The sequence below is a fragment of the Pseudomonas migulae genome, assembly GCF_024169315.1.
In the GTDB taxonomy this organism is placed as follows: Bacteria; Pseudomonadota; Gammaproteobacteria; order Pseudomonadales; family Pseudomonadaceae; genus Aquipseudomonas; species Aquipseudomonas migulae_B.
The window spans coordinates 1,513,679-1,538,200 of sequence record NZ_JALJWR010000001.1 but is presented as its reverse complement, the minus strand read 5'-3'; the positions used below and the strand labels follow the sequence as shown (position 1 = coordinate 1,538,200).

Annotated in this window: 25 protein-coding genes and 1 pseudogene; 13 read left to right on the top strand and 13 right to left on the bottom strand. The window is 59.4% G+C overall.

What is annotated here, in order from left to right; genetic code table 11:
- Positions 1-72: 72 nt before the first annotated feature.
- The 4 genes from J2Y86_RS07005 (at position 73) to J2Y86_RS06990 (ending at position 4,255) form a co-directional block, all read left to right on the top strand.
- Entirely contained in the window at positions 73-1,398 is a 1,326-nt protein-coding gene (locus J2Y86_RS07005; RefSeq protein WP_253429136.1) for an OprD family porin, read from the top strand.
- 963 nt (positions 1,399-2,361) lie between these two features.
- Complete coding sequence (locus tag J2Y86_RS07000) at positions 2,362-3,003, top strand: hypothetical protein (protein ID WP_253429134.1); 642 nt, start codon at positions 2,362-2,364, stop codon at positions 3,001-3,003.
- Positions 3,003-3,434 (top strand): phage holin family protein, encoded by a 432-nt coding sequence (locus tag J2Y86_RS06995; protein WP_253429132.1) that lies wholly within the window; start codon positions 3,003-3,005, stop codon positions 3,432-3,434. The genes J2Y86_RS07000 and J2Y86_RS06995 overlap by 1 nt, the downstream gene beginning before the upstream one ends.
- Positions 3,431-4,255 carry a DUF3618 domain-containing protein gene (locus J2Y86_RS06990; protein WP_253429130.1) on the top strand — a complete coding sequence of 275 codons (825 nt, stop codon included), beginning with the start codon at positions 3,431-3,433 and terminating at the stop codon, positions 4,253-4,255. Before J2Y86_RS06995 ends, J2Y86_RS06990 begins: the two co-directional genes overlap by 4 nt.
- 60 nt (positions 4,256-4,315) lie before the next feature.
- On the opposite strand, the gene J2Y86_RS06985 is transcribed toward J2Y86_RS06990, so the two are convergent.
- The gene (locus J2Y86_RS06985) at positions 4,316-4,555 is read right to left on the bottom strand and encodes a hypothetical protein (protein WP_253429128.1); all 240 of its coding nucleotides are present in this window, start codon (positions 4,553-4,555) and stop codon (positions 4,316-4,318) included.
- A 93-nt stretch (positions 4,556-4,648) separates the two neighbouring features.
- On the bottom strand, positions 4,649-4,837 hold the full coding sequence (locus J2Y86_RS06980) for a hypothetical protein (protein WP_253429126.1): 189 nt from the start codon (positions 4,835-4,837) through the stop codon (positions 4,649-4,651).
- Between the two features lie 52 nt (positions 4,838-4,889).
- Here J2Y86_RS06980 and J2Y86_RS06975 point away from each other — a divergent pair, with 52 nt between their 5' ends.
- Together J2Y86_RS06975 and J2Y86_RS06970 are read left to right on the top strand one after the other, a co-directional pair.
- Complete coding sequence (locus J2Y86_RS06975) at positions 4,890-5,774, top strand: manganese catalase family protein (RefSeq protein WP_253429124.1); 885 nt, start codon at positions 4,890-4,892, stop codon at positions 5,772-5,774.
- Positions 5,775-5,836: 62 nt separating this feature from the next.
- Positions 5,837-6,757, top strand: a pseudogene (locus tag J2Y86_RS06970) (ZIP family metal transporter).
- Positions 6,758-6,774: 17 nt separating this feature from the next.
- On the opposite strand, the gene J2Y86_RS06965 reads toward J2Y86_RS06970, so the two are convergent.
- Positions 6,775-7,032 (bottom strand): DUF6555 family protein, encoded by a 258-nt coding sequence (locus J2Y86_RS06965; protein WP_253429123.1) that lies wholly within the window; start codon positions 7,030-7,032, stop codon positions 6,775-6,777.
- 207 nt (positions 7,033-7,239) lie between these two features.
- Here J2Y86_RS06965 and J2Y86_RS06960 point away from each other — a divergent pair, with 207 nt between their 5' ends.
- A complete protein-coding gene (locus J2Y86_RS06960; RefSeq protein WP_253429121.1) occupies positions 7,240-7,494 on the top strand; it encodes a hypothetical protein in 255 nt (84 codons plus the stop codon).
- 60 nt (positions 7,495-7,554) lie between these two features.
- Here the strand turns inward: J2Y86_RS06960 and J2Y86_RS06955 are convergent, their stop codons facing one another.
- Positions 7,555-9,267: an amidase gene (locus tag J2Y86_RS06955; RefSeq protein WP_253429119.1), complete on the bottom strand. Its 1,713-nt coding sequence runs from the start codon at positions 9,265-9,267 to the stop codon at positions 7,555-7,557.
- 186 nt (positions 9,268-9,453) lie between these two features.
- On the opposite strand from J2Y86_RS06955, the gene solA reads away from it, so the two are divergent.
- On the top strand, positions 9,454-10,623 hold the full coding sequence (gene solA / locus J2Y86_RS06950) for an N-methyl-L-tryptophan oxidase (protein WP_253429118.1): 1,170 nt from the start codon (positions 9,454-9,456) through the stop codon (positions 10,621-10,623).
- 1 nt (position 10,624) lies between these two features.
- Here the strand turns inward: solA and J2Y86_RS06945 are convergent, their stop codons facing one another.
- Entirely contained in the window at positions 10,625-11,470 is an 846-nt protein-coding gene (locus J2Y86_RS06945; RefSeq protein ID WP_253429116.1) for a LysR family transcriptional regulator, read from the bottom strand.
- Between the two features lie 124 nt (positions 11,471-11,594).
- Here J2Y86_RS06945 and J2Y86_RS06940 point away from each other — a divergent pair, with 124 nt between their 5' ends.
- Positions 11,595-12,521: a DMT family transporter gene (locus J2Y86_RS06940; RefSeq protein WP_253429113.1), complete on the top strand. Its 927-nt coding sequence runs from the start codon at positions 11,595-11,597 to the stop codon at positions 12,519-12,521.
- Here the strand turns inward: J2Y86_RS06940 and J2Y86_RS06935 are convergent.
- Positions 12,518-12,934, bottom strand: a complete 417-nt coding sequence (locus J2Y86_RS06935; RefSeq protein ID WP_253429111.1) for an ester cyclase — start codon at positions 12,932-12,934, stop codon at positions 12,518-12,520. The two genes, J2Y86_RS06940 and J2Y86_RS06935, sit on opposite strands and share 4 nt — an antisense overlap.
- Before the next feature lie 338 nt (positions 12,935-13,272).
- On the opposite strand from J2Y86_RS06935, the gene J2Y86_RS06930 reads away from it, so the two are divergent.
- Both J2Y86_RS06930 and J2Y86_RS06925 read left to right on the top strand, forming a co-directional pair.
- Positions 13,273-14,151 (top strand): LysR substrate-binding domain-containing protein, encoded by an 879-nt coding sequence (locus tag J2Y86_RS06930; RefSeq protein WP_253429109.1) that lies wholly within the window; start codon positions 13,273-13,275, stop codon positions 14,149-14,151.
- 79 nt (positions 14,152-14,230) lie between these two features.
- Positions 14,231-14,566 carry a hypothetical protein gene (locus J2Y86_RS06925; RefSeq protein WP_253429106.1) on the top strand — a complete coding sequence of 112 codons (336 nt, stop codon included), beginning with the start codon at positions 14,231-14,233 and terminating at the stop codon, positions 14,564-14,566.
- 54 nt (positions 14,567-14,620) lie between these two features.
- Here the strand turns inward: J2Y86_RS06925 and J2Y86_RS06920 are convergent, their stop codons facing one another.
- Positions 14,621-15,040: an organic hydroperoxide resistance protein gene (locus J2Y86_RS06920; RefSeq protein WP_253429104.1), complete on the bottom strand. Its 420-nt coding sequence runs from the start codon at positions 15,038-15,040 to the stop codon at positions 14,621-14,623.
- A gap of 437 nt (positions 15,041-15,477) precedes the next feature.
- On the opposite strand from J2Y86_RS06920, the gene J2Y86_RS06915 reads away from it, so the two are divergent.
- Positions 15,478-16,461, top strand: coding sequence for a hypothetical protein (locus J2Y86_RS06915; RefSeq protein ID WP_253429103.1), 984 nt, complete (start codon positions 15,478-15,480; stop codon positions 16,459-16,461).
- Positions 16,462-16,593: 132 nt separating this feature from the next.
- On the opposite strand, the gene J2Y86_RS06910 is transcribed toward J2Y86_RS06915, so the two are convergent.
- The 5 genes from J2Y86_RS06910 to J2Y86_RS06890 all read right to left on the bottom strand — a co-directional run bounded on the left by J2Y86_RS06910 (position 16,594) and on the right by J2Y86_RS06890 (position 23,136).
- Positions 16,594-17,049, bottom strand: coding sequence for a hypothetical protein (locus J2Y86_RS06910; protein WP_253429101.1), 456 nt, complete (start codon positions 17,047-17,049; stop codon positions 16,594-16,596).
- A gap of 472 nt (positions 17,050-17,521) precedes the next feature.
- The gene (locus tag J2Y86_RS06905) at positions 17,522-19,084 is read right to left on the bottom strand and encodes an amino acid permease (RefSeq protein WP_253429099.1); all 1,563 of its coding nucleotides are present in this window, start codon (positions 19,082-19,084) and stop codon (positions 17,522-17,524) included.
- A gap of 115 nt (positions 19,085-19,199) precedes the next feature.
- Positions 19,200-20,360: an iron-containing alcohol dehydrogenase gene (locus J2Y86_RS06900; RefSeq protein WP_253429097.1), complete on the bottom strand. Its 1,161-nt coding sequence runs from the start codon at positions 20,358-20,360 to the stop codon at positions 19,200-19,202.
- 3 nt (positions 20,361-20,363) lie between these two features.
- The gene (locus tag J2Y86_RS06895; RefSeq protein WP_253429095.1) at positions 20,364-21,755 is read right to left on the bottom strand and encodes an aldehyde dehydrogenase family protein; all 1,392 of its coding nucleotides are present in this window, start codon (positions 21,753-21,755) and stop codon (positions 20,364-20,366) included.
- A 7-nt stretch (positions 21,756-21,762) separates the two neighbouring features.
- Entirely contained in the window at positions 21,763-23,136 is a 1,374-nt protein-coding gene (locus J2Y86_RS06890; protein WP_253429093.1) for a glutamine synthetase family protein, read from the bottom strand.
- A 344-nt stretch (positions 23,137-23,480) separates the two neighbouring features.
- On the opposite strand from J2Y86_RS06890, the gene J2Y86_RS06885 reads away from it, so the two are divergent.
- Positions 23,481-23,870 (top strand): c-type cytochrome, encoded by a 390-nt coding sequence (locus J2Y86_RS06885; protein WP_253429091.1) that lies wholly within the window; start codon positions 23,481-23,483, stop codon positions 23,868-23,870.
- A 4-nt stretch (positions 23,871-23,874) separates the two neighbouring features.
- Here the strand turns inward: J2Y86_RS06885 and J2Y86_RS06880 are convergent, their stop codons facing one another.
- On the bottom strand, positions 23,875-24,444 hold the full coding sequence (locus tag J2Y86_RS06880; protein ID WP_253429089.1) for a chorismate mutase: 570 nt from the start codon (positions 24,442-24,444) through the stop codon (positions 23,875-23,877).
- Positions 24,445-24,522 lie beyond the last annotated feature (78 nt).

Here is a 24,522-nt window from a genome sequence, read left to right as displayed (position 1 = left end):
TGTTGGGTGTCAGCGGCGGATTGCGGTCGGGCAACACTCAAAAACCATAAAAAAATCACCCTGGAGCACCGTATGTTCAAGCGAGCAATTCCCACCGCACTCTTGTTGGCCACCGGTTCGATCTGCGCACAGGCAGCCGATTCTGCCGCGCACGGTTTTCTGGAAGACAGCAAAGCCAGCCTCTCGATGCGCACGTTGTATTTCAACAGCGACAACCGCGACGGTGCGGCGGAGCCCTCGAAAACCGAGGAGGCCGCTCAGGGTTTCGTGCTGCGTTATGAGTCCGGGTTTACCCAGGGCCCGGTCGGTTTCGGGCTGGATGCCCAGGCGCTGCTGGGTGTGACGTTGGACAGTGGGGCCGGACGCCACGTCGGTAGCGGCATGATCCCGAGTGATGGCGACGGTGCTGCCGATAGCTGGAGCAGCTTTGGTCCCACGGCGAAGATGCGTATTTCGAAGACGGAGTTCCGCTACGGCACGCTGCTGCCAAAACTGCCGATCCTGCTGTCGAACGATGCCCGCGTGTTGCCGCAATCGTTCACCGGTGCCCAGATCACGTCGAATGACATCGACGGGCTGATGCTGACCAGTGGTGTGCTTGAACATGCGGTCGGTCGCGCTTCGACGGACCGGACCGGTTTGTCCGTACCGGGCGCCACACAGGACAGCAACAAGTTCTACTTCGCTGGGGGTGATTACTTCATCACCAAGGACCTGAAAGCTCAGTATTACTTCGCGCAGATGGAAGACTTCTATAACCAGAACTTTTTCGGTCTGACTCACGTGTTGCCGATCGACAGCAAGAGTTCGTTCACCACTGACCTGCGTTACTTTCGCACCACGTCGACCGGTGCCAACAGTTCCGCCGCTGGCCGCGCACAAGGCTACCGCGCCTCTGGCTACACCGAGGATAACAATGGTGAAATCGACAACAACACCTGGGTTGCGATGATCACTTACATGAACGGTGGGCATTCGGTTGCGCTGGGGCATCAGCAGGTGGGTGACGGCAGCAACTTCGTCCAGCCGAACCAGGGCAGCCTGGTTGATAAAGGGGCGGGTGGCGGCAGTGTTTATCTGCCGACGGACCGCATGATCCAGAGTTTTACCCGTGCGGGGGAGCAGACGAACTTTGGGCAATACAGCTATGACTTTGCGCCGTTGGGCGTGCCGGGGCTGAAAGCGTCGATCGTGTATTTGAAGGGGACTGATATCAAGGTTCGCAATGCAGGGGATCAGTCTGAGTGGGAGCGTGATATGACCCTGGACTATGTGTTGCAGTCGGGGTCGCTCAAGGGGCTTGGGTTCAGTGTGCGCAATGGCAAATCGAACACTGATGCGGGGCGTAATGTTGACCAGAATCGCTTTATCATCAATTACACGTTGTCGTTGTTGTAAGCGCGAGGTTAGTAAGACACTTGAACCGGTAGGTAATGCTGCTCAGGCGGGACTGTGGGTATATCCGTTTCTGCGGTAACGGCGGCTTATGGTTTCGCCCTTACGGCGAGTCACTTGGAGAAGCGCCAAGTAACCAAGCGCTTTTGCCCCTTTCGTTCGGTGGCTCGCCATGCCCTCCTTCCGGTCCTGCTCCGTGGGCCCGCCGCCATCGGCCATCCATGGCCGGGGGCGGCTAACCCGGCATCCATGCCGGGTTGCCCACTGCGCAGAACCTCCACTCGGCCTCTCGAGGGGGCGACCATCGCCACAGCACCGCGAGGCGGCCTTCGGGCCGACCTGGCTCTTCGGATGTATGCATTCCCCTGTGGGAGCTGGCTTGCCAGCGATGGTCGTTAACGATGACGCGTGCTGTCTGAAAGAACACGGTGTCTGGGCATCCATCGCTGGCAAGCCAGCTCCCACAGGTTTTTTTGGCGGTCGTGACATTGGTGTTCACCCCCGATGATCCTGACGGACTTCAGGCCGGCTATCAGGCCGCCTCGCTTTGTTTTTGATCTTGATCTGCCCCGTCGGAAGGCCGAGCGCAGGTTCTGCGCAGTGGGCAACCCGGCATGGATGCCGGGTTAGCCGCCCCCGGCCATGGATGGCCGATGGCGGCGGGCCCACGGAGCAGGACCGGAGTGAGGGTATGGCGAGCCTTAGCGAGCCACCGTACGTCAGGGGCGCCGGGCGCTTGGTTACTTGGCGCTTTTCCAAGTAACCCGCCGTAAAGGCGGAACCAATAGCCGCCGTTACCGCAGCAACGGATATGCACACGATCAAAAAAAACATCGGCCCCCCACATCACTCATCATTTCATTGGAACTCCCCATCACCTCCCTTCGTCATCTGAACTGAGGGGATGCTACGGGTAATTCGTGGCGAACCCGATAACGCTTTTTCATCCAGAAGGCGAGGGGCGACATGAATACTTCAGACACTACGACCGGGAATCAACACAACCCCGCAAGACCGGAGCATGACTTTCAACACTTGAAGGAGGACGTCACAGAAGCGCTCGGTGGCGCGCGACAACAGGCGGACGCGCAGTTCGGGCAGTACCGCGACACCGCAGCCGACCAGATCGAAGCCTTGGCCAAGGGCGCGAAATCCGTCGTTTCCGAACTGGAAAGCAAGGACACCCTCGGCATGTCCGACTACCTCGCCGACATGGCGGATTCCATGAGCGGCCTGGCCGGCAATCTGCGCGGAAAAAGTGCCGAACAGCTGTTGCACGATGGCGCGGAACTGGCGCGTAACAATCCGGCGCTGTTCATTGCCGGCAGCATTGCGCTGGGCTTTGGCCTGTCGCGGTTTCTGAAAGCCGGCAGCGCTCCGGCATCGACAGTCGCCGGCTCTCGCGATCCCGCCGAAGGCCACTCGATGCCACCGTCAGGCGGCTTCGGCGCCCACCACCCTTACGAAACTTCAGTGCCGCCACGCGCCGATCAAGGCCCCGGCCTGGCCACGGGCATCACGCCGGCTGCGCCAAGTGAACAGGACCACCCATCAGACTTCGCAACGACCTCGACACCGGGTTCGAGCACCTTCAATGGAGCTGTGTGATGAACAGAGAAAATCAAGATCTGCCGGGCGCAAGACCGATGCCCGCACCTGAACATGAGGCTTCGGTCGTCGGCCTGTTGCGTCAGCTGTCCCGCGAAGTGCCCGAGCTGTTCAGCAAGGAACTGGCATTGGCCAAAGCCGAGTTACAGGCCAGCCTCACGACACTCAAGGCCGGCATCGCCGGGGTGGCGGGCGGTGCGATTGTGCTGCTCGCGGGGTTCATCATCCTGTTGATGTCCGCGGTCTACGGCTTGAGCATGGTGATGGCGCCGTGGCTGGCCGCGCTGATTGTCGGCGTGCTCGTGATGATTGTCGGGTTCGCCATGCTGCAGTCCGGGAAGAAACAGTTCGAGCCGTCCCACTTCAAGCCCGAACGCACGCTGGACGCCTTGAGCAAAGACCAGGAAGCGCTGCGGAGGAAAGTCTCATGAACAATGAATATGTCACCGAGACAGGAAAAAGCCCCGAAACCATCGAGCGTGAAATCGATGCGCAGCGGGCGAGTATCGGCAACATTGTCGATGCCCTGGAAAGCAAGTTCACCCCCGGTCAGATGTTCGATCAGGCGTTGGGTTTGATGCAGAGCAACGGCACCACCTTCCTGACCAACCTGGGCACCAGCGTGCGCAATAATCCGGTGCCGGCCGTGCTGACATCCGTCGGCTTGCTGTGGTTGATGATGAGTCAGAATCGTCCGCCATCGCCTCGTCCGGTCTATCGGACCGGTCCGGATCAGGACAGGGTCGGGGAATGGGCCGACGGACTGGCCGACAGCATCGACGGTGCGCGTGAACATTTGCATCAGACCGCTGACACCCTCAAGGACGGCTACCAGAGCGTCAAGGGCAAGGCGGCGCACCTGGGCGATAACCTTGGGGCGGCCACGGAAAACATCAGCCATGCGGTGCATGACGCCGGCGACCGTCTGCTGCGCAGCACGCAAGTGATGAGCAGCCAGTTCAATCATCTGCTCAAGGAACAGCCGCTGATGGTCGCCGCTGCCGGGATCGCGCTAGGTGCGATGATCGGCGCTGCGTTTCCATCGACGGCAACCGAGCAACGTTACCTGGGCAAGACCAGTGCGGACCTCACCGACAAGGTCAAGCAACAGGCTCGGGAGGGCTTCGAGGCAGTGCGCGATACCGTGACGAAAACCACGGATCATTCGGATGTGCCCGTCACGCCAAGCGGGGAGCCGCGCACCGGATCGACGACGTCAGCCGATCTGTCACAAGGTCTGGGTACTTCGTAAAGGGGCATGAAAAAGCGGGAGGTCTGACACAGACCTCCCGCTAAATCCCCTCGCCAACGGCTAATTACCGTCGGCGACCTTGCGTTCTATCTCATCGATTTTTCGCTGCAGTTCCTCGGCATCCTGCTCTTTTGTTCGGGTGGAAGAGGGCGTGATGGCTTGATCGACACCTTCGGCTTCACCGTCTCTGTCCTGTAAATCCCTTTCGACCACATTCACCGGTTTACCCGACGAATCGATGGGCGGAGCGTTTGATGTCGCTTGCGATTCGAGCGCGTTGTCACGGTCATCATTGTTCATGTCGCGTACCTCCGTTGGCCTATACATTGGATGCGACGCTTACCCGCGAGTTCGAGATTTCTTCCACGAGGGTCGATGACAAGTCAGCGAAATTCAGCCCGAAAATTTCACGACAGCGGTTGAGATCAGCGGGCCGATAAAAGTTTGAATCGTTTGCTCGAAGGCCGACGATTGGTGGCGAATCGGCCTGACAAACACCGGAAAATGCCGCCTGTCGCGAGCGATCAATCTTTTTAAAATTTTCGCCAGAGCCTCAGCTTCAGATGTTTGTGGACGGCGCATTCGGTCAACCGTCGAATGAGTTATGTCGTCTCAAGACCTGAGGAGATTCGTCATGTTCTTACATAACAAACGACTTCAATACACCGTACGCGTTGCTCAACCCAATCCAGGGCTGGCCAACCTTTTACTCGAGCAATTCGGCGGCGCGCAGGGCGAGCTGGCGGCGGCATCACGCTACTTCACACAGGCGCTGGCCGAAGATGATCCGGGAAGAAAGGATCTGCTGATGGACATTGCCACCGAAGAACTCAGTCATCTCGAGATCGTCGGCTCGATCATTGTCATGCTCAACAAGGGCGCCAAGGGTCGCATGGCCGAAGGCGTGGAAGAGGAGGGCGAACTGTATCGCGCCATCAACGGCGCCGGTAACGACTCGCATATCACCAGCCTGTTGTATGGCGCCGGCGCGCCGCTGACCAACTCGGCCGGCGTGCCGTGGTCGGCCGCTTACGTCGACACCATCGGCGAGCCCACTGCCGACTTCCGCTCCAACATCGCTGCGGAGGCACGGGCGAAAATCGTTTACGAACGGTTGATGAATGTCACCGACGATCCGGGTGTGAAAGAGGCGCTGGGGTTTCTCATGACCCGCGAAATTGCGCATCAGCTATCCTTTGAAAAAGCCTTGCACGCGATCCAGCCTAATTTTCCACAGGGCAAGCTTCCCGGCATGCCCGAGTTCACCAACGTTTACTTCAACCTGTCCCAGGGCGAAGGCAGCACGCGCGGGCCGTGGAATCAGGGCGACGATTGGGACTATGTTGAAGATCCGATGCCCGCCGTCGATGGCGGGGAGGGTACGGCCAGCGTGCAGCTGAGCGCTGATGAAGAAGCGCTGTTGATGGACATGAAAGCCCGGACGATGTCCGACCCTGAAAGCAATCCCGTCACGGGAGCGGATCTGGGTGCAGGTGTTCAAGGCAGACCGCAAGCTTGATGAGGATCACCGCACGCCATCAGGCGTGCGGTTTTTTTGCTCGGATGGAAACAGGAGTGCTTATGTCCGAACCGTTGCCATCAACACGAGTGCCCTGGTTTGACCAGGGAAAGAACGCCGGCTGGCTGGGCATTTTTTTCTGGTCAACGCTGGTGGGTGTCTCGGTCCTTTTGCTGATCAGTGGCTACAGCGCCTTCACCGGGGCGAACAAGGACAACCTGCACTTCGCGTTGCTCGGCGGTCTCGGTGGGTTTGCCGCGACGGCGTTGGGCGCGATGGTCGCGGTGATTCTGCGCGACATCGCTGCGCGCACCTAGGACATCATGCTGGGATTTGCCGCCGGCATGATGCTCGCGGCCAGTTCGTTTTCACTCATCCTGCCCGGCATCGCCGCAGCGCAGACCATTTGCGATAACAAGTTGTTGGCGGCCTGCGTCGTGGTCCTGGGGCTGGGGCTGGGCGTGGCGCTGATGATCGGACTGGATCGCTTCGTCCCGCATGAGCATCAGCAGAGTGGACGCAAGGGGATTGAGGCTCAGCGGATCAATCGAGTCTGGCTGTTCGTGCTGGCGATCACCCTGCATAACTTGCCCGAAGGCATGGCCATCGGCGTCAGCTTTGCCAACGGCGACATGAAGGTGGGCTTGCCGTTGACCACGGCCATTGCCATCCAGGACATCCCCGAGGGTCTGGCTGTTGCATTGGCGTTGCGCGTCACGGGGATCTCGGCATTGCGGGCGGCGTTGATCGCCGTCGGGTCAGGAATGATGGAGCCGTTGGGTGCCGTGTTCGGCCTCGGCCTTTCCACGAGTTTTGCATTGGGCTATCCCGTGGCCCTGGGCCTCGCCGCGGGGGCGATGATCTTTGTCGTATCCCATGAAGTCATCCCTGAAACCCACCGTAATGGCCACGAAACGCCTGCGACGCTGGGGCTGATGCTGGGCTTCGGAGTGATGATGTTCCTCGATACGGCGTTAGGTTGATCCACCGCTTTACGCGCTCACGACGTTGATACCTCCGTCCAGTCCAGCGTCGCGGATTCGCGCCATTTCACATCGGCGACACCGTACTTTTCCGCCTGCGGCCGGGACACCACTTTCAGTGGCGGCTTGCCGGGTTTCGGAATGGGCGCGATCCCGGCGTCGCAACTTGCCCAATGCCAGGCTTCGGCATTGCTCATTGTTTTCGCCCGGATGATGAAGGACTTCGGCTCCCCATGGAGCTGGTATTCAATGACGAAGAGATCAGTGCGATTCATGAGGCGCTCCTTTTGCTCATAGACAAATGAGTGAGCGCGTCAAAAAAAATTCAAAGAGTTTCCCGGACGCCGACAGGTTGTTGAAATCAGGGTTTTTCTACCGCGCCTGCGCGCTGGAAAACCGAAAATTTTCACCTCTGGTCGGGCGTGATGAACCTGTGTCGCACCCGACTGCTCCATTCAGAAACGACTGTGGAAGCCGCCGCCATGAATTCATTCAGAAACCTGCTGACGAGGGCTCAGGAGCAAAAACTTCGGGCGCTGGATGCCTGGCACCGTGCGCTCGACAACTGTTCGCTGCGCATGGACTGCCCGGATGCCTACCATGAGGAATTGCTGAGGCAGGCGGATGAAATGGATCGTCAGGGCATCATCGATTGGGAGGAGTGGCGAGACTTGCGCACGAAGGGTGACGAGGCTTATTTGCGTGCGGTCGCGGGGGAGGATTATCACAGCCGCTGAAGCGAGGGCCGGCTGAAAAAAAAACGGGATTGGCGCGTGTGCCCCAATCCCGTTTTTCCATTATTTACCGGTCGCCAACGGCGGAGTTCGAGGCGGGATTGCTCGCTTCGATCCGGTCGATTCAAACGCCGAGGCAAAGCGCAGCAGCGCCGAATCGTCATAGGCACGACCGGCAAAGGTCAGCCCCACCGGCATGCCGATGTCCGGCATGATGCCCATCGGCACAGTGACCGTCGGAACACCGAGGTGGCGGATGGCGAGGTTGCCGTTGGCGACCCAGACACCATTGCTCCACGCGATGTCGGCCGAAGCCGGGTCGACATCGGCGTTCGCCGGCGCAACATCGGCCACCGTCGGGAACAGCACCGCATCGAGGCCCAGTCGGTCCATCCAGTCTTCAAGGTCGATGCGACGGGTCTGTTCAAGTCCGCGCAGGCCGTCGGGAACGGTGGTGATCTGGTCCCACGGCGTGATGCCGCGCTCGGCCATCCGCACGTACTCGTCCATGCCCGCGACGAGGTCGCCTTCGCGGTTGGGCAGGGTGCCCGGGTCGTGGGGGAAAATCAGCGGCCCGTCGACGTCGACCAGGCGGTTCAGTTTCGGATCGCCGTTGGCTTGCAGGAAATCATCGAAGGCCCAAGCCGTCAGATCCCACAACTCATGGTGAAGGAACTCTTTCGACACCAGGCCCCGGGTGAACACCGTCGGCGCGCCCGGGCGATCACCTTCGCAATTGGACACCAGCGGGAAATCGACTTCGATCACCTCGGCGCCCGCGGCTTCGAGTGCCTTGCGCGCCTCTTCCCAGAGAGCAATCACTGAAGGCCGGGTGTTGATGCGCTGCCCCGTTGGCCCACCAATCCCCGGCGCCTCGCTGGTGCCGACTTCGGGATCAGCGTTGATGAACATGCGCGGAACACCTAGGCGCTTGCCGGCGAGGGCGTCGGGCTTCGCGGCCAGTTGGGCATAGGAAGCGGGGCGCACCGAGGTGACACTCGGAATCGGCACCCAGGGCTGCATCCGCCACAGGTCGCCACGGGTGTCGGGGTCTTCCGCCACCACCACGTCGAGCACTTCGAGCAGGTCAGCCATGGTTCTGGCGAACGGCACGACCACGTCCATCGTCGGCGTCAGCGGCCAGTTGCCGCGCACCGAAATCACCCCACGAGACGGCGTATAGGCGCATAGCCCGTTGTTCGAGGCCGGGCCGCGACCGCTCGACCAGGTTTCTTCTGCCAGGCCGAATGCCGCGAAACTGGCGGCGGTGGCGGTGCCGGCGCCGTTGGACGAACCCGAGGCGAACGGCGCGGTGAGATAGCCGGCGTTGTACGGACTTTCCGCACGGCCATAAACGCCGCGCTGCATGCCGCCATTCGCCATGGGCGGCATGTTGGTCTTGCCCAGGCAGATCGCCCCGGCGGCGCGAAGCCGTTCGATGGTGAACGCATCGCGGTAGGCAATCAGGTCGGCAAAGGCGGGACTGCCAGAGGCGGCGGTCAGCCCTTTGACCAGGTAACTGTCCTTGGCCGTATAGGGAATGCCATCGAGTGGCCCCATCGTCTTGCCCTGCGCTCGTCGGCTATCGGACGCCTGCGCTTCCTTGAGGGCTTCGGGATTGCGCACCACCACCGCATTCAGGGCGGTGGGCGTGTCGGTGCCGTCGTAGGCGTCGATTCTGGCGAGATAGGCCTGGACCAGTTCCACCGCAGTGGTCTGGCCGGATTCGAGCGCCGCGCGCAGGTCGGCAATGGAAACCTCGGTGACCTCGATCATGCTGTTACCGCCGTTTACTGATGGAGATGAAGTGAATGCGCGGCATGGTATGTCCAATGAAGGGGTCGTTGCCAGTACCCAGGTGTTTTATGGCCGCGTGATCCCACCCGCCACTGAAGGTTTTTTCAGCCCTTGAGTTTTCATCGGTTTTCAGACTCAAATGGTCCTTTTGTGGACGGTGATGATATGGAACATCGATGTGAAGTAGCCGTGCTCGGGTTGGGTGCGATGGGCGCTGCGACGGCGTATCAGCTGGCCAAATCCGGGGTCAGGGTGATCGGTGTCGACCGATACCATCCGCCCCACACCCAGGGCTCCAGCCATGGCGACACGCGCATCACCCGATTGTCGGTCGGGGAAGGCGCGGCTTATCTGCCCATCGTCCGTAACTCCCACCGGATCTGGCGCGAACTTGAAGCACTGTCCGGCGAGTCGCTGTTCGAGCAGTGTGGGGTGCTGGTCATGACCTCCAGCCCCGACTATGACGCCGACGATGCCAACGATTTCACTAACCGCACGTTTCAACTGGCGAAAACCTACGGCATCGAGCATGAAGTGTTGTCCGCCGAGCAGATTCGCCAACGATTCCCGCAGTTCTCCACCGTACTGGACAGCGCCGTCGGCTACTTCGAACCGGGTGGCGGTTATGTCCGTCCGGAACGCTGCATCGCCGTGCAACTGCAACTCGCCGAGGAACACGGCGCGACGCTGCTGAAGGGCGAAACCGTCACGGGCATCACCTCGCACGGACAGGGCGTCACCATCACCACCGACCAGCGAACGATCCATGCCGACAAAGTCGTGGTCAGTGCCGGCATGTGGTCGCGGGAGTTGTTGGGGCAACCGTTCGACCGGTTGTTGCGGGTGTGTCGGCAGAAGCTGTTCTGGTTCGAACGGGAGGAGAATGCCCGCTTTGCCCAGGTCTCGCCGACGTTCATCTTCACCCACGGGGCAGGGCAGTCTCACTACGGCTTTCCGCCGTTACCCGGCGAAGGCAGCCTGAAAGTCGGGACTGAACAATACAGCGAAGTATCTTCCCCGGACGCCCTCGACCGCACCGTCAGCGCCGCCGAAGCGAGCGAGATGTTCGAGACACACGTGCGCGGCAACATCGCCGGCGTGACCTCGCGAGTGGTCAAGTCAGCGGTGTGCGCCTATACCGTCACGCCGGATTCGCACTTCATCATCGACGAGCATCCGACGTTGAAAAATACCCTGGTGGTTTCGGCCTGTTCAGGGCATGGCTTCAAACATTCCGCTGCGTTGGGCGAGGCGGTGGCGCAGTGGTGCGTGCGTGGCAGCAGCGATCTGGATCTGTCGGCGTTTTCGCTGAAGCGGTTTGCAGGGCAATCCTGATTCATTGTTCGAAGCACGACACCAGAAAACGCATCACCGCCTGCACGGCCGGGGTGTGCCGGATATCGCTGTGCACCACCAGCCACACTTCACGCTCAAGGCCCGCGCCGATCGTCTCGATCGCTTGCAGGCCATAGTGCTCGCCCAGGAATGAGGGCAGGGCGGCGATACCGGCGCCCGCCTGGGCGACGGTGGCTTGGATGTTCAGGTCATTGCTGCGCAACAGGATCGGCCGGTCACCTGCTTGCTGCTTGAGCCAGATCTGTTGCGGGGTTTGCTCCATGGACTCGTCGTAAGCGATGAACACCCGATCCTGCGCAGCGGTCCTGGATAGATAATCCGCCGAGCCATACAGGTAGAACGGTACTGTCGCGACCTTGCGGGCTACCAGGTCTGGCTCCTTTGGCCGGCTCAGGCGCACGGCGATGTCGGCTTCCCGTCGCGACAACGATGCGCTGCCCAGACTGCCAATCAACTGCAAGGACAGCTGCGGATGCTTCAAGCGCAGTGCATTGATGCGCGGTGCGATCAACGCACAGGCCAGCGCCGGCGGGGCGCTGACCGTGACTTCGCCGCTAAAGCCTTCCTGCCCCGCGAGCGCGGTGCGCTGCACCGCGAAGGATTCGCTCTCCATGCGTCGCCCCAACGCCGCGATGCGTTGCCCGTCTTCGGTCATGACATAGGCACGAGGTCGCCGGTCCACCAGCTTGAGGTTCAGCGATTGCTCCAGGGCGCTGATGCGTCGCGCTACGGTGGCATGGTCGACCTTGAGCGTGCGCGCGGCTGCGGACAACGACTGCTCGTGGGCGAAGACGATGAAGTACCGCAGATCCTCCCAATCGAACATGGGCGTTTTCTCACATCAAGGGTGAATAAATGGGGAGTTTTACCCCGTCGGCATGACTGCAAGAATCGTCGAAACACTCAGCGGTCTGCTGAGCATTCATCGCCGATCTGATGAGGAAACAGCCATGTCAAAATCAACGCCTCTCGCCTACGCCGGTATTGTCGGCGCCACGTTTTTCTGGGGCACCAACTTCAACGCCGGTGCCTACATCATCAAGAGCATGGCACCGATCAGCGCTTCCATTGAGCGCTTTGCCATTTCGACACTGCTGCTGGTGCTGATTTTCGGTCTGGCCGGCAAGTTGCGTCTCCACACATTGAAGAACAATCTGCCAGCCTTTATCGGCCTCGGTCTGCTCGGATTTACCGCATTCAACCTCGCGACGTTTTTCGGCCTGCAAACCACCACGCCGATCAACGGCGCGCTGATCCTGGCGACCACGCCGCTGTGGACGATGATCTTCGCGGTACTGCTGGAAGACGAACGCATTGATCGCGGTCGGGGCATCGGTCTGGTGCTGGGCTTGCTGGGCGTCGGCCTGGTGATCACCCGTGGCGATATTCACGTGTTACTCGGACTGAAAGTGGCCACCGGCGACGCGTTCATTCTGGCCGGCAGCATGGCTTGGGCGGCGAACATGGTGGGCACCCGGCGTTTCGTCAAAGATGCCACGCCACTGGAAACCACGACCTTTTCCATGTTGTTCGGGGTCATTGGCCTGATCGTGCTGGGCCTGGTTTTTGAAGATCCGATTGCCAGCATCCGCAGTGCTTCACTGTCGGTGCAGGGCGCGGTCATCTACCTGGCGGTCTGCGGTTCCCTGGTTGCCTATCTGCTGTGGTTCAAGGGCATCCACGCCATCGGTGCCGCGCGCACGTCGATCTTCTTCAACCTCGCGCCGGTGTTCACCATGCTGGTTTCTTCGATACTGGGTGTGCTGCCCAATATCTGGCAACTGCTGGGCGCGGGCGGGGTGATTCTCGGCGTGGTGTTTGCTTCGGGGCTGGTGTTCAGAGCGGCTCCGCCCGCGACGCTGACGGTGCAGGATTAAGCCAGGCCGATGATCTCCCGGTGCACTTCCAGCGCGTTACGCTCCACCCAGTTGTGCGCCAGCAGGCCGTCCGGACGAATTTCCCACACCGCTGTCCCGAGCATTTCAAACGCACTCAGGCAGGCACGGCCGCCGATGAACCCGTTGTTTTTCCCCGCCAGTTTCCAACGGGAGGCGACGCGCGTGCCCTGGGCATTCTGGAAGGTTTCGAGGCTGGCAAAATCGAAGTCTTCGATTTTCGACAGGAACACACCGATCCATTCAATGAAGGCTTCACGGCCGACAATGTCGACGCCGCCGGACGTGATCACGAAGTCGTGCGCCACGAAGCGCGCTGCCGCTTGCGGATCCCTGGCCTGCCAGACTTCACGCCAGAAGCGTTCGACAGTTTCTACTGCGTTGTTTTCGTTCATTTGCAATGCCTCGTGTTGGGGGAATGCTGTCCGTTTAAGAAATCTTCTGGGGCAGAAAATCTGTGGCGAGGGGATTTAGCGAAACGTCGCACCGACCCGTTTGGCTGCGCAGCAGTCGCCAATCTGGATAATTCAACCTGTCTGGCCTGACGCTGGGGCCGCTTCGCGACCCAACGGGGATAAATCCCCTCGCCACAAATTTAGCTGGCCGCGCTTAAGTGAACGTCCTTGTTATATCGAGGGGCTTTCGCAGCCCGTTTCAACACGATGGTCGAAGTTTGCGATCCAGAACTCAAACGCATAAATTTAATGGCATCCAGTTGAGAGGCGAATTGATCGTGCAAGCCAGCGACCTTGAGATCGACCTGCTGCGGGCGTTCATTGCCGTGGCGGAAACCGGCAGTTTCACCGCCGCCGCCGAGGTGATTGCCCGTTCGCAATCGGCGGTGAGCCAGAAGATTATCCGGCTCGAGGAAATCCTCGGCATGCGCGTGTTCGAGCGCACCAGCCGCACACTGACTTTGACTCCGGACGGTGAGCGACTGCTGCTGGGCGCGCGCAAATTGATGGTGCAGGTCGACAGTTTCATGCGGGAAATCAAAGCGCCCGCCACGGTCGATCTCCTGCGACTGGGCATCTCTGAAAACCTCGTGCTCACCCAGCTTCCAAAGCTGTTGTCGCGCTTCTGCACCTTGTATCCCGACGTGCAGCTGGAGCTCACCACCGGCCTGAGTCATGACTTGCTGGCGGACCACGAAGCGGGGCGCCTGGACGTGGTGATTGCCAAGCGCAAAATCAGTCCCGGCGCCCGGCGCGGACGGGTCATCTGGCGTGAACCGCTGGTCTGGATCGCCGCGCAGGATTTTGAGATCGAAGCGTCCCGGCCGTTACGCCTGGTGATGATGCGGCCACCCTGCGCCTACCGGGCAATCATGATCGAAGCCATGGCGTCGGTGCGGCGGGAATGGACGTGCGCATGCCTGGCCAGCAATTTGATGGGCGTCCAGGCTGCCGTGGCCGGCGGGTTGGGGATTACGGCGTTGGGCACTTCGTTTCTGCAGGAGGGGATGCGCATTGTGGAACCGTGCGAAAAACTGCCGCCGTTGCCCTCCACCGAAGTGGCGGTGATCGGTGACGAACCGCGCACACAGCATCTGGTTCATCCGCTGGTTTCACTGCTCACCGAAGGTTTGATGTCGGGTACTCGTCTGGCCTGATACCAATTGGCCACTACCTTCGGTAAAGTGTGCGCCGCTCGGGAGATGGATCCCGGGCGTTTACCCATGGAGTTACGCAGTGAATTACCTCAGCAAAGTGCTTGCCGTTTCCCTGTTCGGTCTGGTTCTGGCAGGTTGCACCGGCGCGCCGATGAAGACCCAGCAATACGATGCCAGCCAATACACCGTCGTTGGCCACAGCGAAGCCAGTGCCACCGGCCTGATGCTGTTCGGCGTCATTCCAATCCGCCAGAACAGCCGTTTCGTTCGCGCACAAGACGCGGCGATCAAGGCCAAGGGCGGCGACGCACTGATCAACACCCAAGTGCAGGAAAAATGGTTCTGGGCCTGGGTCCTGACCGGTTACACCACCAAGGTGTCCGGTGATGTGGTCAAGCTGAAAAACGTTCAGTAAGCAGTCACCGCCAGCGCAGCTTGCCGCAATGGCAGGCCGCGCTTGTCGTTCCGGTTAAACCAGGTTGATCACGACGTCGATATTGCCCCGGGTCGCCTTCGAGTACGGGCAGGTCTGGTGCGCGGCATCCACCAGCGAACGGGCGACAACAGGATCCAGGCCCGGCAGGCTCACGCTGAGACGTGCCTGAAGGAAAAAGGCGTTTTCGGTCTTGCCCAGGTCCACTTCGGTATCGACAGACACGTCGGTCGGCAACGTCACTTTCAATGCGATCGCGGCTTTACCCATGGCGCCGATGAAGCAGGCGGACCAGCCGGCGGCCAGCAGTTGCTCAGGGTTGGTGCCACTGCCTGAAGATCCAGGCGCGGAAAGCTTGATATCCAGACGCCCATCGTCACTTCGCGACTCGCCGTTGCGGCCTCCGGTCGTGTGGGTCTTGCCGGTGTAAAGCACGGTGTCGATTGCATTGATCATGGCGGGTTCCTGCTCAGGTGTGTGGGCTCTTCAGCATCTGTCGCTGGGTTCATCGGAGAATGTGAGTCGTTCCGACGGGGCTCACTTTTTCACCTTCATGTAGCGCAGATGTGTCCTGATTCGGCGCTTATGTAACGTTGTGTAAGATCAACCGAGAAAATACAAACCAGTACACAATCGCCCCTGAAGCGGGTGCCTCCAAAGGCACTTTTTTTAATGCGTGGGGTAACCTTTTCTATCCCCGCTGCGGCGCCGTTCATTGATTAGATGGCTGATGCGTGGGGAGCTCTGTCAACCCGTATTCGACAATACGCCATCGGTGTACTAGCGTTTTGCTACTAATCGGTGAGTCAAACGGTGTGTGTCACATCGCAACCATCGCCACCTCAGACCGGTTTAGATCTAAAACATACCGTCGACTAACCTGAGGAACCGTGATGAAAGGACGCCTGTTTATAGTTTGCATGGCCGCTTTTCTTGCTTCTTGTTCAAGTGTTCAGTCTATAAAAGATCCTGGCCCGAAAGATCTGGATGGTTTGGTTTATTACCTGCCCATGAAAGATGTGATTTTAACGGTGACAGTGGGTGATACTAATCAACCGACTACGGCGGCCATCAGTACCACAAGTGCGTACGCGGATAGAAGTCATCGTTATGTGCTGCGGCAGAAAAATGCGATGTTTGCAGATAACGATCTGAACGTTGGTATCGGCGTAAATGGTCTCTTGAGCTCTGCGAAAGCAGAAAGCACAAGCCGGGTGAGTGATGTGTTCAAGAATCTGGGAGATTTGGTCGGCACAGTAAGTACAAAGAGCAACGTTCCACCTCCACCCAAAGAATGCTCGAAGGGTGTGCATACGTTTGTTTTCACCCTGAGTGCTTTGAAAGCGGGAGAAACGCAATGCGGTGTGACAGTCTCCGCCAAGCGATACGATCGTATAGATCAACAAAATAATAAAGATCCAGGCGCTTCAAAGGATTCCGAAGAGAAATACTCTGGAATATTCTATAAGCAAGCGATTCCCTACTTGGTGACAGCGAAAGCAGGCAACAGTTTGAATGTTTCTGAGATTTTGTTTTCCCCTTCTGAGTCTCCCGTGTATTTTTTGCCAGTCACAGGTACTTTTTTCTCCAATAATGATGCTGACTTCACGTTTATTGACGGGATGCCAACAAAGTACTCCCAGAACACAGACGGGGAGCTTGTTGCTCTTCTGAAACTGCCCGCGGATGTTATCGGTGCGTACTTCGGTGCCGTAGGTATGATTTTTGATAGTTTCAAAAAACGTGATGATAAAGAAGTGTTGGCAAGTAAGGCTGAATTGGCTGCCGAGATTCAAAAAAGAAAGTTCAAGGATTGTATGAGTGCCTTGAAAGCCAATGATACTGATGCGTTGACGAAGCTTGGGTGTGATTCATAAATTTTTATCCGGATCGTATGAACGGCTTCAAATCAGTAAGCTAACAGAAAGCCCAGCGTAGGAGCTTTCTGTTGCCATCATGGAGTTTAGGCAGGTTACATCACTTGAATTGTCAGAGCGCCGGAGGATCGGTTATTTCTTGTGATCAATCATCTTTCCGTTGCCTTGTATCGTCGCAATCGCGCCTTTGGATGAGTATTTTTTTATACCAATTGTCGTTTGGTATTCCAGCGCGATAACGGCTATCTGGAACCGGGTGTCGTCATTCGATTGCCACTCCATAGCGCAGTCAGGCAGGAACTCGTGTTTGACATTGGAGATAATGAGTTTTGGATCCCCGCCAACTCGGTCTACTTTGATGTCGGTTATTTTTAAGCAACCATCCTGGTCTTTGCCAACGCTCCACGCTATTTGTAATGGTGTTTTCCTGTCCTCGATTCCAATTGTAAAATTCTTGGTGTAGTTGGTGATTGCCGACAGGTGCGTATCGGTTTTTACCTGGTATAGAGTTTCTTTTTCCGAAGAGGTATTAGCGCATCCAGTTAAAATTGAAAAGAAGAGCGCTGTAGCTCCAAGAAGGTGTTTCATGTCGTGCTCCATGAAGTGTTGTTGGTGCATTCTGTTAGCGTTTATAACTTTTTGCAGGATTAATTACTGGTTTAGTTGTCTACTTCAATGTGTGTGATTGTCGAAAAATTTGCCATGAGTTCACCGCTGGATGGTTCGCTGTAGCTATAGAATCTAATGTGTTGTCCTTGTCCCTGTAGATAACTTGTATAATCCTGTTTTAGTAACGTTTGGTGGTTGTAGGCAAGTTTCAGGCTGATAACTTGACCATTGGTAAAGCCGATTCTGACTTGTGACATGACGTTCCCTCATCGATTTGCTTTGTGTTATTTGAAAAGTCTTGGTGAGTAAGGCTAGTACATCTTTTGAATCGGGGTGTGGATATAAAAATATTGCCGTAGAGGTCAATATAAGTTTTCGAAAAATGCGATGAAAGTACTGGGTTTCATGACAACGGGACGCTCAGCGTCCCGTTTCTTCATCCCTGCGCCAATCAGCTCCCGGCCTGCTTGTTCAACGCCGCTTCAGCCGCCGCAATTTCCGCCTGGCGCTTGATGATCAGATCGCCCATTGGCGGCCCCTGAAAGCGCCGCGCTTCAAAACCAAACCAGACGATGGCCGTCAGCACCAGGAAACCGATGGTGATGTACAGCGCCCAGTCGTTCGGTGGCTGGATGCCGATGACGAAGATCACCACCATCGAGAGCACCGAGAGGATGGCGAACAACGAATACAACCCGCGTCCCATGTTCCACGGTCCCATGGTCGGCCACTTCGCGGTTCCGTAGGTGAACAGGCCCAGCACGATGGGGATGATGAAAGAGAAGAACAGGAAGATCACCGTGCACGACACCACGATGGTGTAGACCGGCGTGGCCCCGATCGAGATCACCGACGATCCCCAGTCGAACAACACGGCCAGGGTGGCGCCGGTCCAGATGGCGGCTACCGGGCTGCGATATTTCGGCGAGACCGAGGCCAGTGCTTTCGAGCAGGGCAGGCCGCCATCCCGGGAGAAGGCGAAGATCATGCGTGACACCGAGGTCACGGTGGCCAGCCCGCAGAGAAATTGCGAGATGAAAATCGCCACGTAAAGCGCAAATTTGATGTTTGGGTCCACTTGGGTATTCATGGCCCAGAAGAACACGTTCCAGCCCTGTTTCGCCGCTTCGTCCATGCTCGGCAGCATGAGGACGAACGAACTGAGCATTACCCAACCGAACAGCAACGACCAGATCACGGACATGACCATGCCGCGCGGCACCGATATCGCCGCGTTGCGGGTCTCTTCGGAGGTGTGCGCCGAAGCGTCATAACCGGTGATGGTGTAGATCGGCAGCAGCAGGCCGAGCATGAATATCCAGCCGTTCGACACCTGTGGCCAGACGCTGCCGCCGGCTTCGCCGGAATAGTTGCCGAAGGTCCACAAACGGGCGAACTCATAACTCGGTGCCGAGATCAGGCAGACGATGGTCAAGGCGAGCGCCGTGGCAAAGATCAGGTAGCCCGAGAAATCGGTGAGCTTCGCGGTTAGGCCGATCCCCAGATGGTTACACAGGGCCTGTATGCCGGTCAGGATCGCCAGGAAAATCACCCTGACCGTGGTGGTGTCTTCCATGCCGAGGGCCGGTCCGAAGGCACCGAAAAAGAAGTAGTAGGTGCCGACGTTGATGGCGCCCAGCACCGTGACCAGCCCCAACAGATTGAACCAGGCCGTCAGCCAGCCGGTGAAGCGGTTACCAAGAATCGAGCCCCAGTGATAGAGACCGCCAGCGGTGGGGTAGGCCGAGGAAATCTGCGCCATGGCCAGGGCAAACACGCCGGAGATCAGGCACCCGATGGGCCAGCCGATGCCGATCGCAGCACCCCCTGCGCCCGAGGTGCCCTGGGCCAGTGAGTTGATGCCGCCGGAGAGGATGCAGATGATCGAAAAGGAAATCGCGAAGTTGGAGAAAACCCCCATTCGTCGCGACAGTTGCTGGGCATAGCCCATGCTGTGCAACACCTTGACGTCATCGTCGTGCACGTCGGTGCCGGGCTGGCTTGCTGGGTTCATGCTGTGTACCCCTTCAGGTTTTGATTCAATCCATCGGCGTCTGCGCAATGGGCTGGCCTTCAACACCTTGTCGTACTGCTCCTTTTTTCAACCGATACCACTGACTGCTCCGGATCTAGAGACGGCCGTGCAAAGCCGCATCGAAAATTTGCGCCACACCGGCCTTGGTCAGTGGCAGCGGGTTGCCGCCGGCCGAGGGGTCGACGATCGCCATGTCTGCGATCAGGTCGGCCTGCCGGTCATCCACGCCCAGTTCCACCAGCGTATGCGGCACACCGATGTCCTTGCGCAGCTTGAGGAGGAAGGCCAGAAAACTGTCGAAGCCGGGGGAGGGCAGTCGCAGATACGCCGCGAGACGGGTGATGCGCTCCTCGATGGCCGGGCGATTGAATTGCAAGACATAGGGCATGAACGTGGCATTGGTCATGCCGTGATGGGTGTCGTACAGCGCGCCCACCGGATGCGACAGCGCGTGCATGCCGCCCAGGCCTTTCTGAAACGCGGTAGCGCCCATCGCTGCGGCGGCGAGCATTTGCGCCCGCGCCTCAAGGTCCGAGGGGGTGTGCACGGCGCGCACCAGGGCATTGGCCACCAGGCGCATGCCTTCCACCGCAATGCCGTCGGCCATCGGATGAAAACCAGGGGCGCAGTACGATTCCAGGCAATGGGCGAACGCATCCATGCCGGTGCCGGCGGTGACTTTTGCCGGCATGCCGACGGTGAGCGCCGGGTCGCTGATGACCACCCGCGGCATCATTTTCGGGTGGAAGATGATGCGTTTGGTGTGCGTGCGTTCGTCGATGATCACCGCCGCGCGGCCGACTTCGGAGCCCGTGCCTGCTGTGGTCGGCACGGCAATGACCGGGGCGATGCGGCTGTCGTCGGCGCGGGTCCAATAGTCGCCGATGTCTTCGAAATCCCACACCGGTCGGGTCTGGCCGCTCATGAAGGCGATGAGTTTGCCCATGTCCAGGCCGCTGCCACCGCCGAAGGCGACCACACCGTCATGCTTGCCGGCGCGCCAGGCGTCGAGCCCGCCGGCGAGGTTGGCTTCGACCGGATTGGGCTTGAGGTCACAAAACAGCGCGACGCCCAGGCCGGCAGCGCGCATGGCCTCCAGCGCGGCCGTGGCGATCGGCGCGCGCGCCAGGCCACTGTCGGTGACCAGCAACGGTCGCTCAATACCCTGGCTGCGACAGACCTCGGCCAGCTCGGCGATACGGCCGACACCGAAGCGAATGCTGGTGGGGTAGTTCCAGTTTCCAGTCAGGCTCATGACCTACACCTCGTGGCGCAGATGAAAGGATTTGGCGCGGGTCAGGTGCTCGTAACCCAGGCGCGAGAGGGTGACGCCGCGTCCGCTGTTCTTGACCCCGGTCCAGGCCAGCGCCGGGTCCAGGTAATCGCAACGGTTCATGAATACGGTGCCGGTGGCGAGCTCGTTGCCGAGGCGTTCGGCGGCGGCGAGATCCCGCGTCCACAGGGAGGCGCTGAGGCCGAACGCGCTATCGTTCATCAGGGCGATGGCTTCGTCGTCACCAGCCACCGGCATGATGCCGACCACCGGGCCAAAGCTTTCGTCGCGCATGACTGACATTTGATGAGTGACGTCGACCAACACCTGCGGCGCCAGGTAGGCACTGCCCGGCGCGTCGGCGGGGAACGCCTTTGGATCGATCAGCGCCTTGGCGCCTTGGGTGAGTGCTTCGGCAATCTGTCCGCGAACAAAATCAGCGGCGCTCGGTGTCACCATCGGACCCAGCGTCGTGGCTTCGTCCAACGGATTGCCCAACACATAGTGGCCAGTCAGCGCGATGAAGCGCTCGACAAATGCCGGGTAGATTGTCTGATCGACATAGATGCGTTCGATGGCGCAGCAGCTTTGCCCGGAATTGAAGAAGCTGCCATCCACCAGATTCTCCACCGCGTGCTCAAGGTCGGCATCGGCGCGGACGTAGGCCGGGTCCTTGCCGCCGAGTTCCAGTCCCACGCCGATGAAACGCCCCGTGGCCGCGGCTTCCATGGCTTTGCCGGCCTCGACCGAACCGGTGAAGTTGACCTGCTGCACCCGGCCCGAAGCGATGATCGCGGACGTCTGCTGGTGGTCGAGCAGCAAGTTATGGAACAGGCCCTCAGGCAACTTGGCGCGGCGCATGGCTTCGGCGAAACGTTCGCCGACCAGCAGCGTTTGCGTGGCGTGTTTGAGGATCACGCTATTGCCGGCCATCAGCGCCGGGATGATCGTATTCACCGCCGTCAGGTACGGATAATTCCACGGTGCGACCACCAGCACCGTGCCCAGCGGTTCGCGTTTGATGCACCGCCGAAAACCCTCTACAGGCGCGGGCTCCACCGCTGCCAACGCATCCGGTGCGATAGCGATCATGTGACGGGCACGCTCTGCAAAACCGCGCAACTCACCGGCGCCGTAGCGCACCGGTCGGCCCATCTGCCAGGCCAGTTCCGGCACGATGTCCGCCTGCATCGACAGCATCGCGTCCACAACGGCGTTGCACAACGCCGCACGTTCGTTCAGTGGTCGGCGCTGCCATGAAACCTGGGCGGTGGCGGCCGCCGACAGGGCCTGCTCGACCTGCACCGCAGAGGCACAATCGCGCTCGGCATAGACCCGGCCATCGACCGGTGAAACAAGCTGAACCTTGGCCGTCATGATGTTCTCAATAGCGCTCGAAGCCGCGCTGCAATTCCCAGTCGGTGATTCGCCGGTCGTACTCTTTCTGCTCCCACTCGGCGGTGTGCACGTAGTGATCGACCACTTCATCGCCGAAGGCCTCGCGCAACATGCTCGAGCCCTTGAGTGCAGAGCAGGCGTCGCGCAGGGTTTTCGACACTTCCGGCAGATGTTCATCGACGTAGGCATCGCCCTCGAACGGCGCTGCGAGCTCGAGCTTCTCGTCGACACCGGCCAGGCCCGCCGCGATCAGCGCAGCGAAGGCCAGATAGGGGTTGAGATCCGCGCCGCCGATGCGGCATTCGATGCGGATGGATTTGCTGCCTTCGGCGCACAAACGGAAGCCTGCGGTGCGATTGTCCCGGCTCCACACCGCCCGCGTCGGCGCGAAGGTGCCGGCCTGGAAGCGCTTGTATGAATTGATGTACGGCGCGAGAAAACAGGTGATGTCGTTGGCGTACTTGAGCTGCCCGGCGACCCAGGCGCGCATCAGTTTCGACATGCCGAACTCGGCTTTCGCGTCGAAGAACAACGGCTTCTTCGCGTTCTTGTCCCACAGCGAATTATGGATATGGCTGCTGGAACCGGCGGCGTCATAGCGCCACTTGGCCATGAACGTGATCGCCTTGCCTTGCAACTGCGCGATCTCTTTGCAGGCGTGCTTGATAATGACGTGGTGGTCGGCCATGGTCATGGCATCGGCGTAACGAATGTTGATTTCTTCCTGGCCGGGGCCCCATTCACCCTTGGAGTTTTCCACGGGAATGCCCGACGCCTGCAGGTGCTTGCGGATCGCCCGCAGCACCGGCTCTTCGCGGGTGGTCTGCAGGATGTTGTAATCCTCGATGTAATGGCCGGCGGTTTTCGGTTGGTGATAGTTGCGCTGGTGGATCGCCTCGTAGCTCTCATCGAACAGATAGAACTCGAGTTCCGAGGCGAACATGCCGGTGTAGCCACGCTCGCGCAGGCGTTCGACCTGTCTTTTCAGAATCGCCCGCGGGCTGTGCGGCAAGTCTTTTCGATGGTGATGATCGAGCACGTCGCACAGCACCAGCGCCGTGCATTCGAGCCAGGGCACGCGCCGCAGCGTGGACATGTCGGGTTTGAGGACGAAGTCGCCATAGCCCTTGCTCCAACTGGCCGCGGCATAACCCGGCACCGGTTCCATGTCGATGTCGTCAGCCAGCAGGTAATTGCAGCAGTGGGTTTCTTCGTGGCCACTGTCGATGAAAAACTCGACCTGGAATCGCTTGCCGACGAGGCGTCCCTGCATGTCGACCATGCAGACCAATACGGTGTCGATTTCACCAGCGGCAGCAGCGCGCTTGAGCGCATCAAAACTGAGGAGGGGCTCGGTCATCACGTCAATCCTGCGTGAAAGGGTTGGGCCTGTCTGAGATAGCTGTTGCAGACGCTCTCCAGAACAACCTAAACCCTGCAGAATCGAGCATCGTGAGCAATGAGCTGATCCAAGCTTAGCCTACTGTTGAAAACTGCAAGTCCTTATAAGCCGCTGGATTCACAGCGTGTAGCCAATCTGGCGCAACAGCTTCGGTGGCGCAAAAGATCCGGCACACCTCAGGAACCGTCTCGACCGTGTTCAGCAGGAAGCTTGAGTGACCGGCGCACGGCGGGCGGCTGTTATCGGGTAAGGTAGGCGCGAAAATGCGCCGGGTGCGCCGATTGACCTCACTGGAACCGAACATGATGAAAGCTGTAGCCCTCACCTTCGTCCTTGCACTGACGGCAGGGGCATTTTGCACACCGGTGGCAGCGGCGGGGGATGTTGAAGCCGGGGCGAAACTGTTCACGCGGATCTGCGGCGGCTGCCATCAAGTGGGCGAGTCGGCGCGGGGCGGTTTCGGCCCGCAACTCAATGGCATTTTCGGCCGTCCTTCGGGAAGCGTGGCGGACTACCAGTACTCCGACGCGATGAAATCCGCCGGCATTGTCTGGACGCGCGAGACACTGACGGCTTACCTCGAAGCGCCGAAGAAAGTGGTGCCGGGCACCCGTATGATTTTCTGGGGGCTCAGCGATCCGGAGAAGATCGAGGATGTGCTGGCGTACTTGCAGACGTTTCAGGCGCAGTAACCGATCAGTCCGTTACACACAACTCACCGGTGGCGCGGATCAGTGCCTGGCCATGCAGGGCATCCTTGATCAGCGCGGATCGCTCTGCGGCCAGCCACTGGGCACAGTTCGGGTCTTTGCGATAAGGCGTGAAATCGGCGTAGTGCTGCAACAGGCGATTTTGCAGCTCGTCCAGCCGTGGCCGGATTTGATTGGCAAGATCCGGCCGTGGCATGTCAGGCGCCTTGCCCGCCGCTTGCCATTGCGCGAGCAGCCCGTATTGCACCAGCTTGTTGGCTTCGATCTGTGCGGCGATCAACTCGGCGACCTCGTCCGGGTCGAGTTTGCGGGTAACGGCCTGCTTCCGGGCGTTGGCGATGACTTGCGCTTCCCGGACGCTGTCCTGGATCGGTTTGTGGCTGTCCCATTTGGTCAGCGCCACCAGATCAGCGATGTTCAGGCGTTCGTTCATCGTCACCAGCAGCGGTTGCAGACTGGCGGGCGCCGGGGAAGGCGTGCCGGCTTGTGCGCCGCAAGCGAGTAAACCGGACAGGGCGCAGGTCAGCAGCAGCGGCAGGCGTGGGGAACACAACATGGGCAAACCTCATTGGGTACGGGACTCGCAATCAGGCTATGTATCACAGGTGAGACAGCGACATTAAGTGGGGACTGA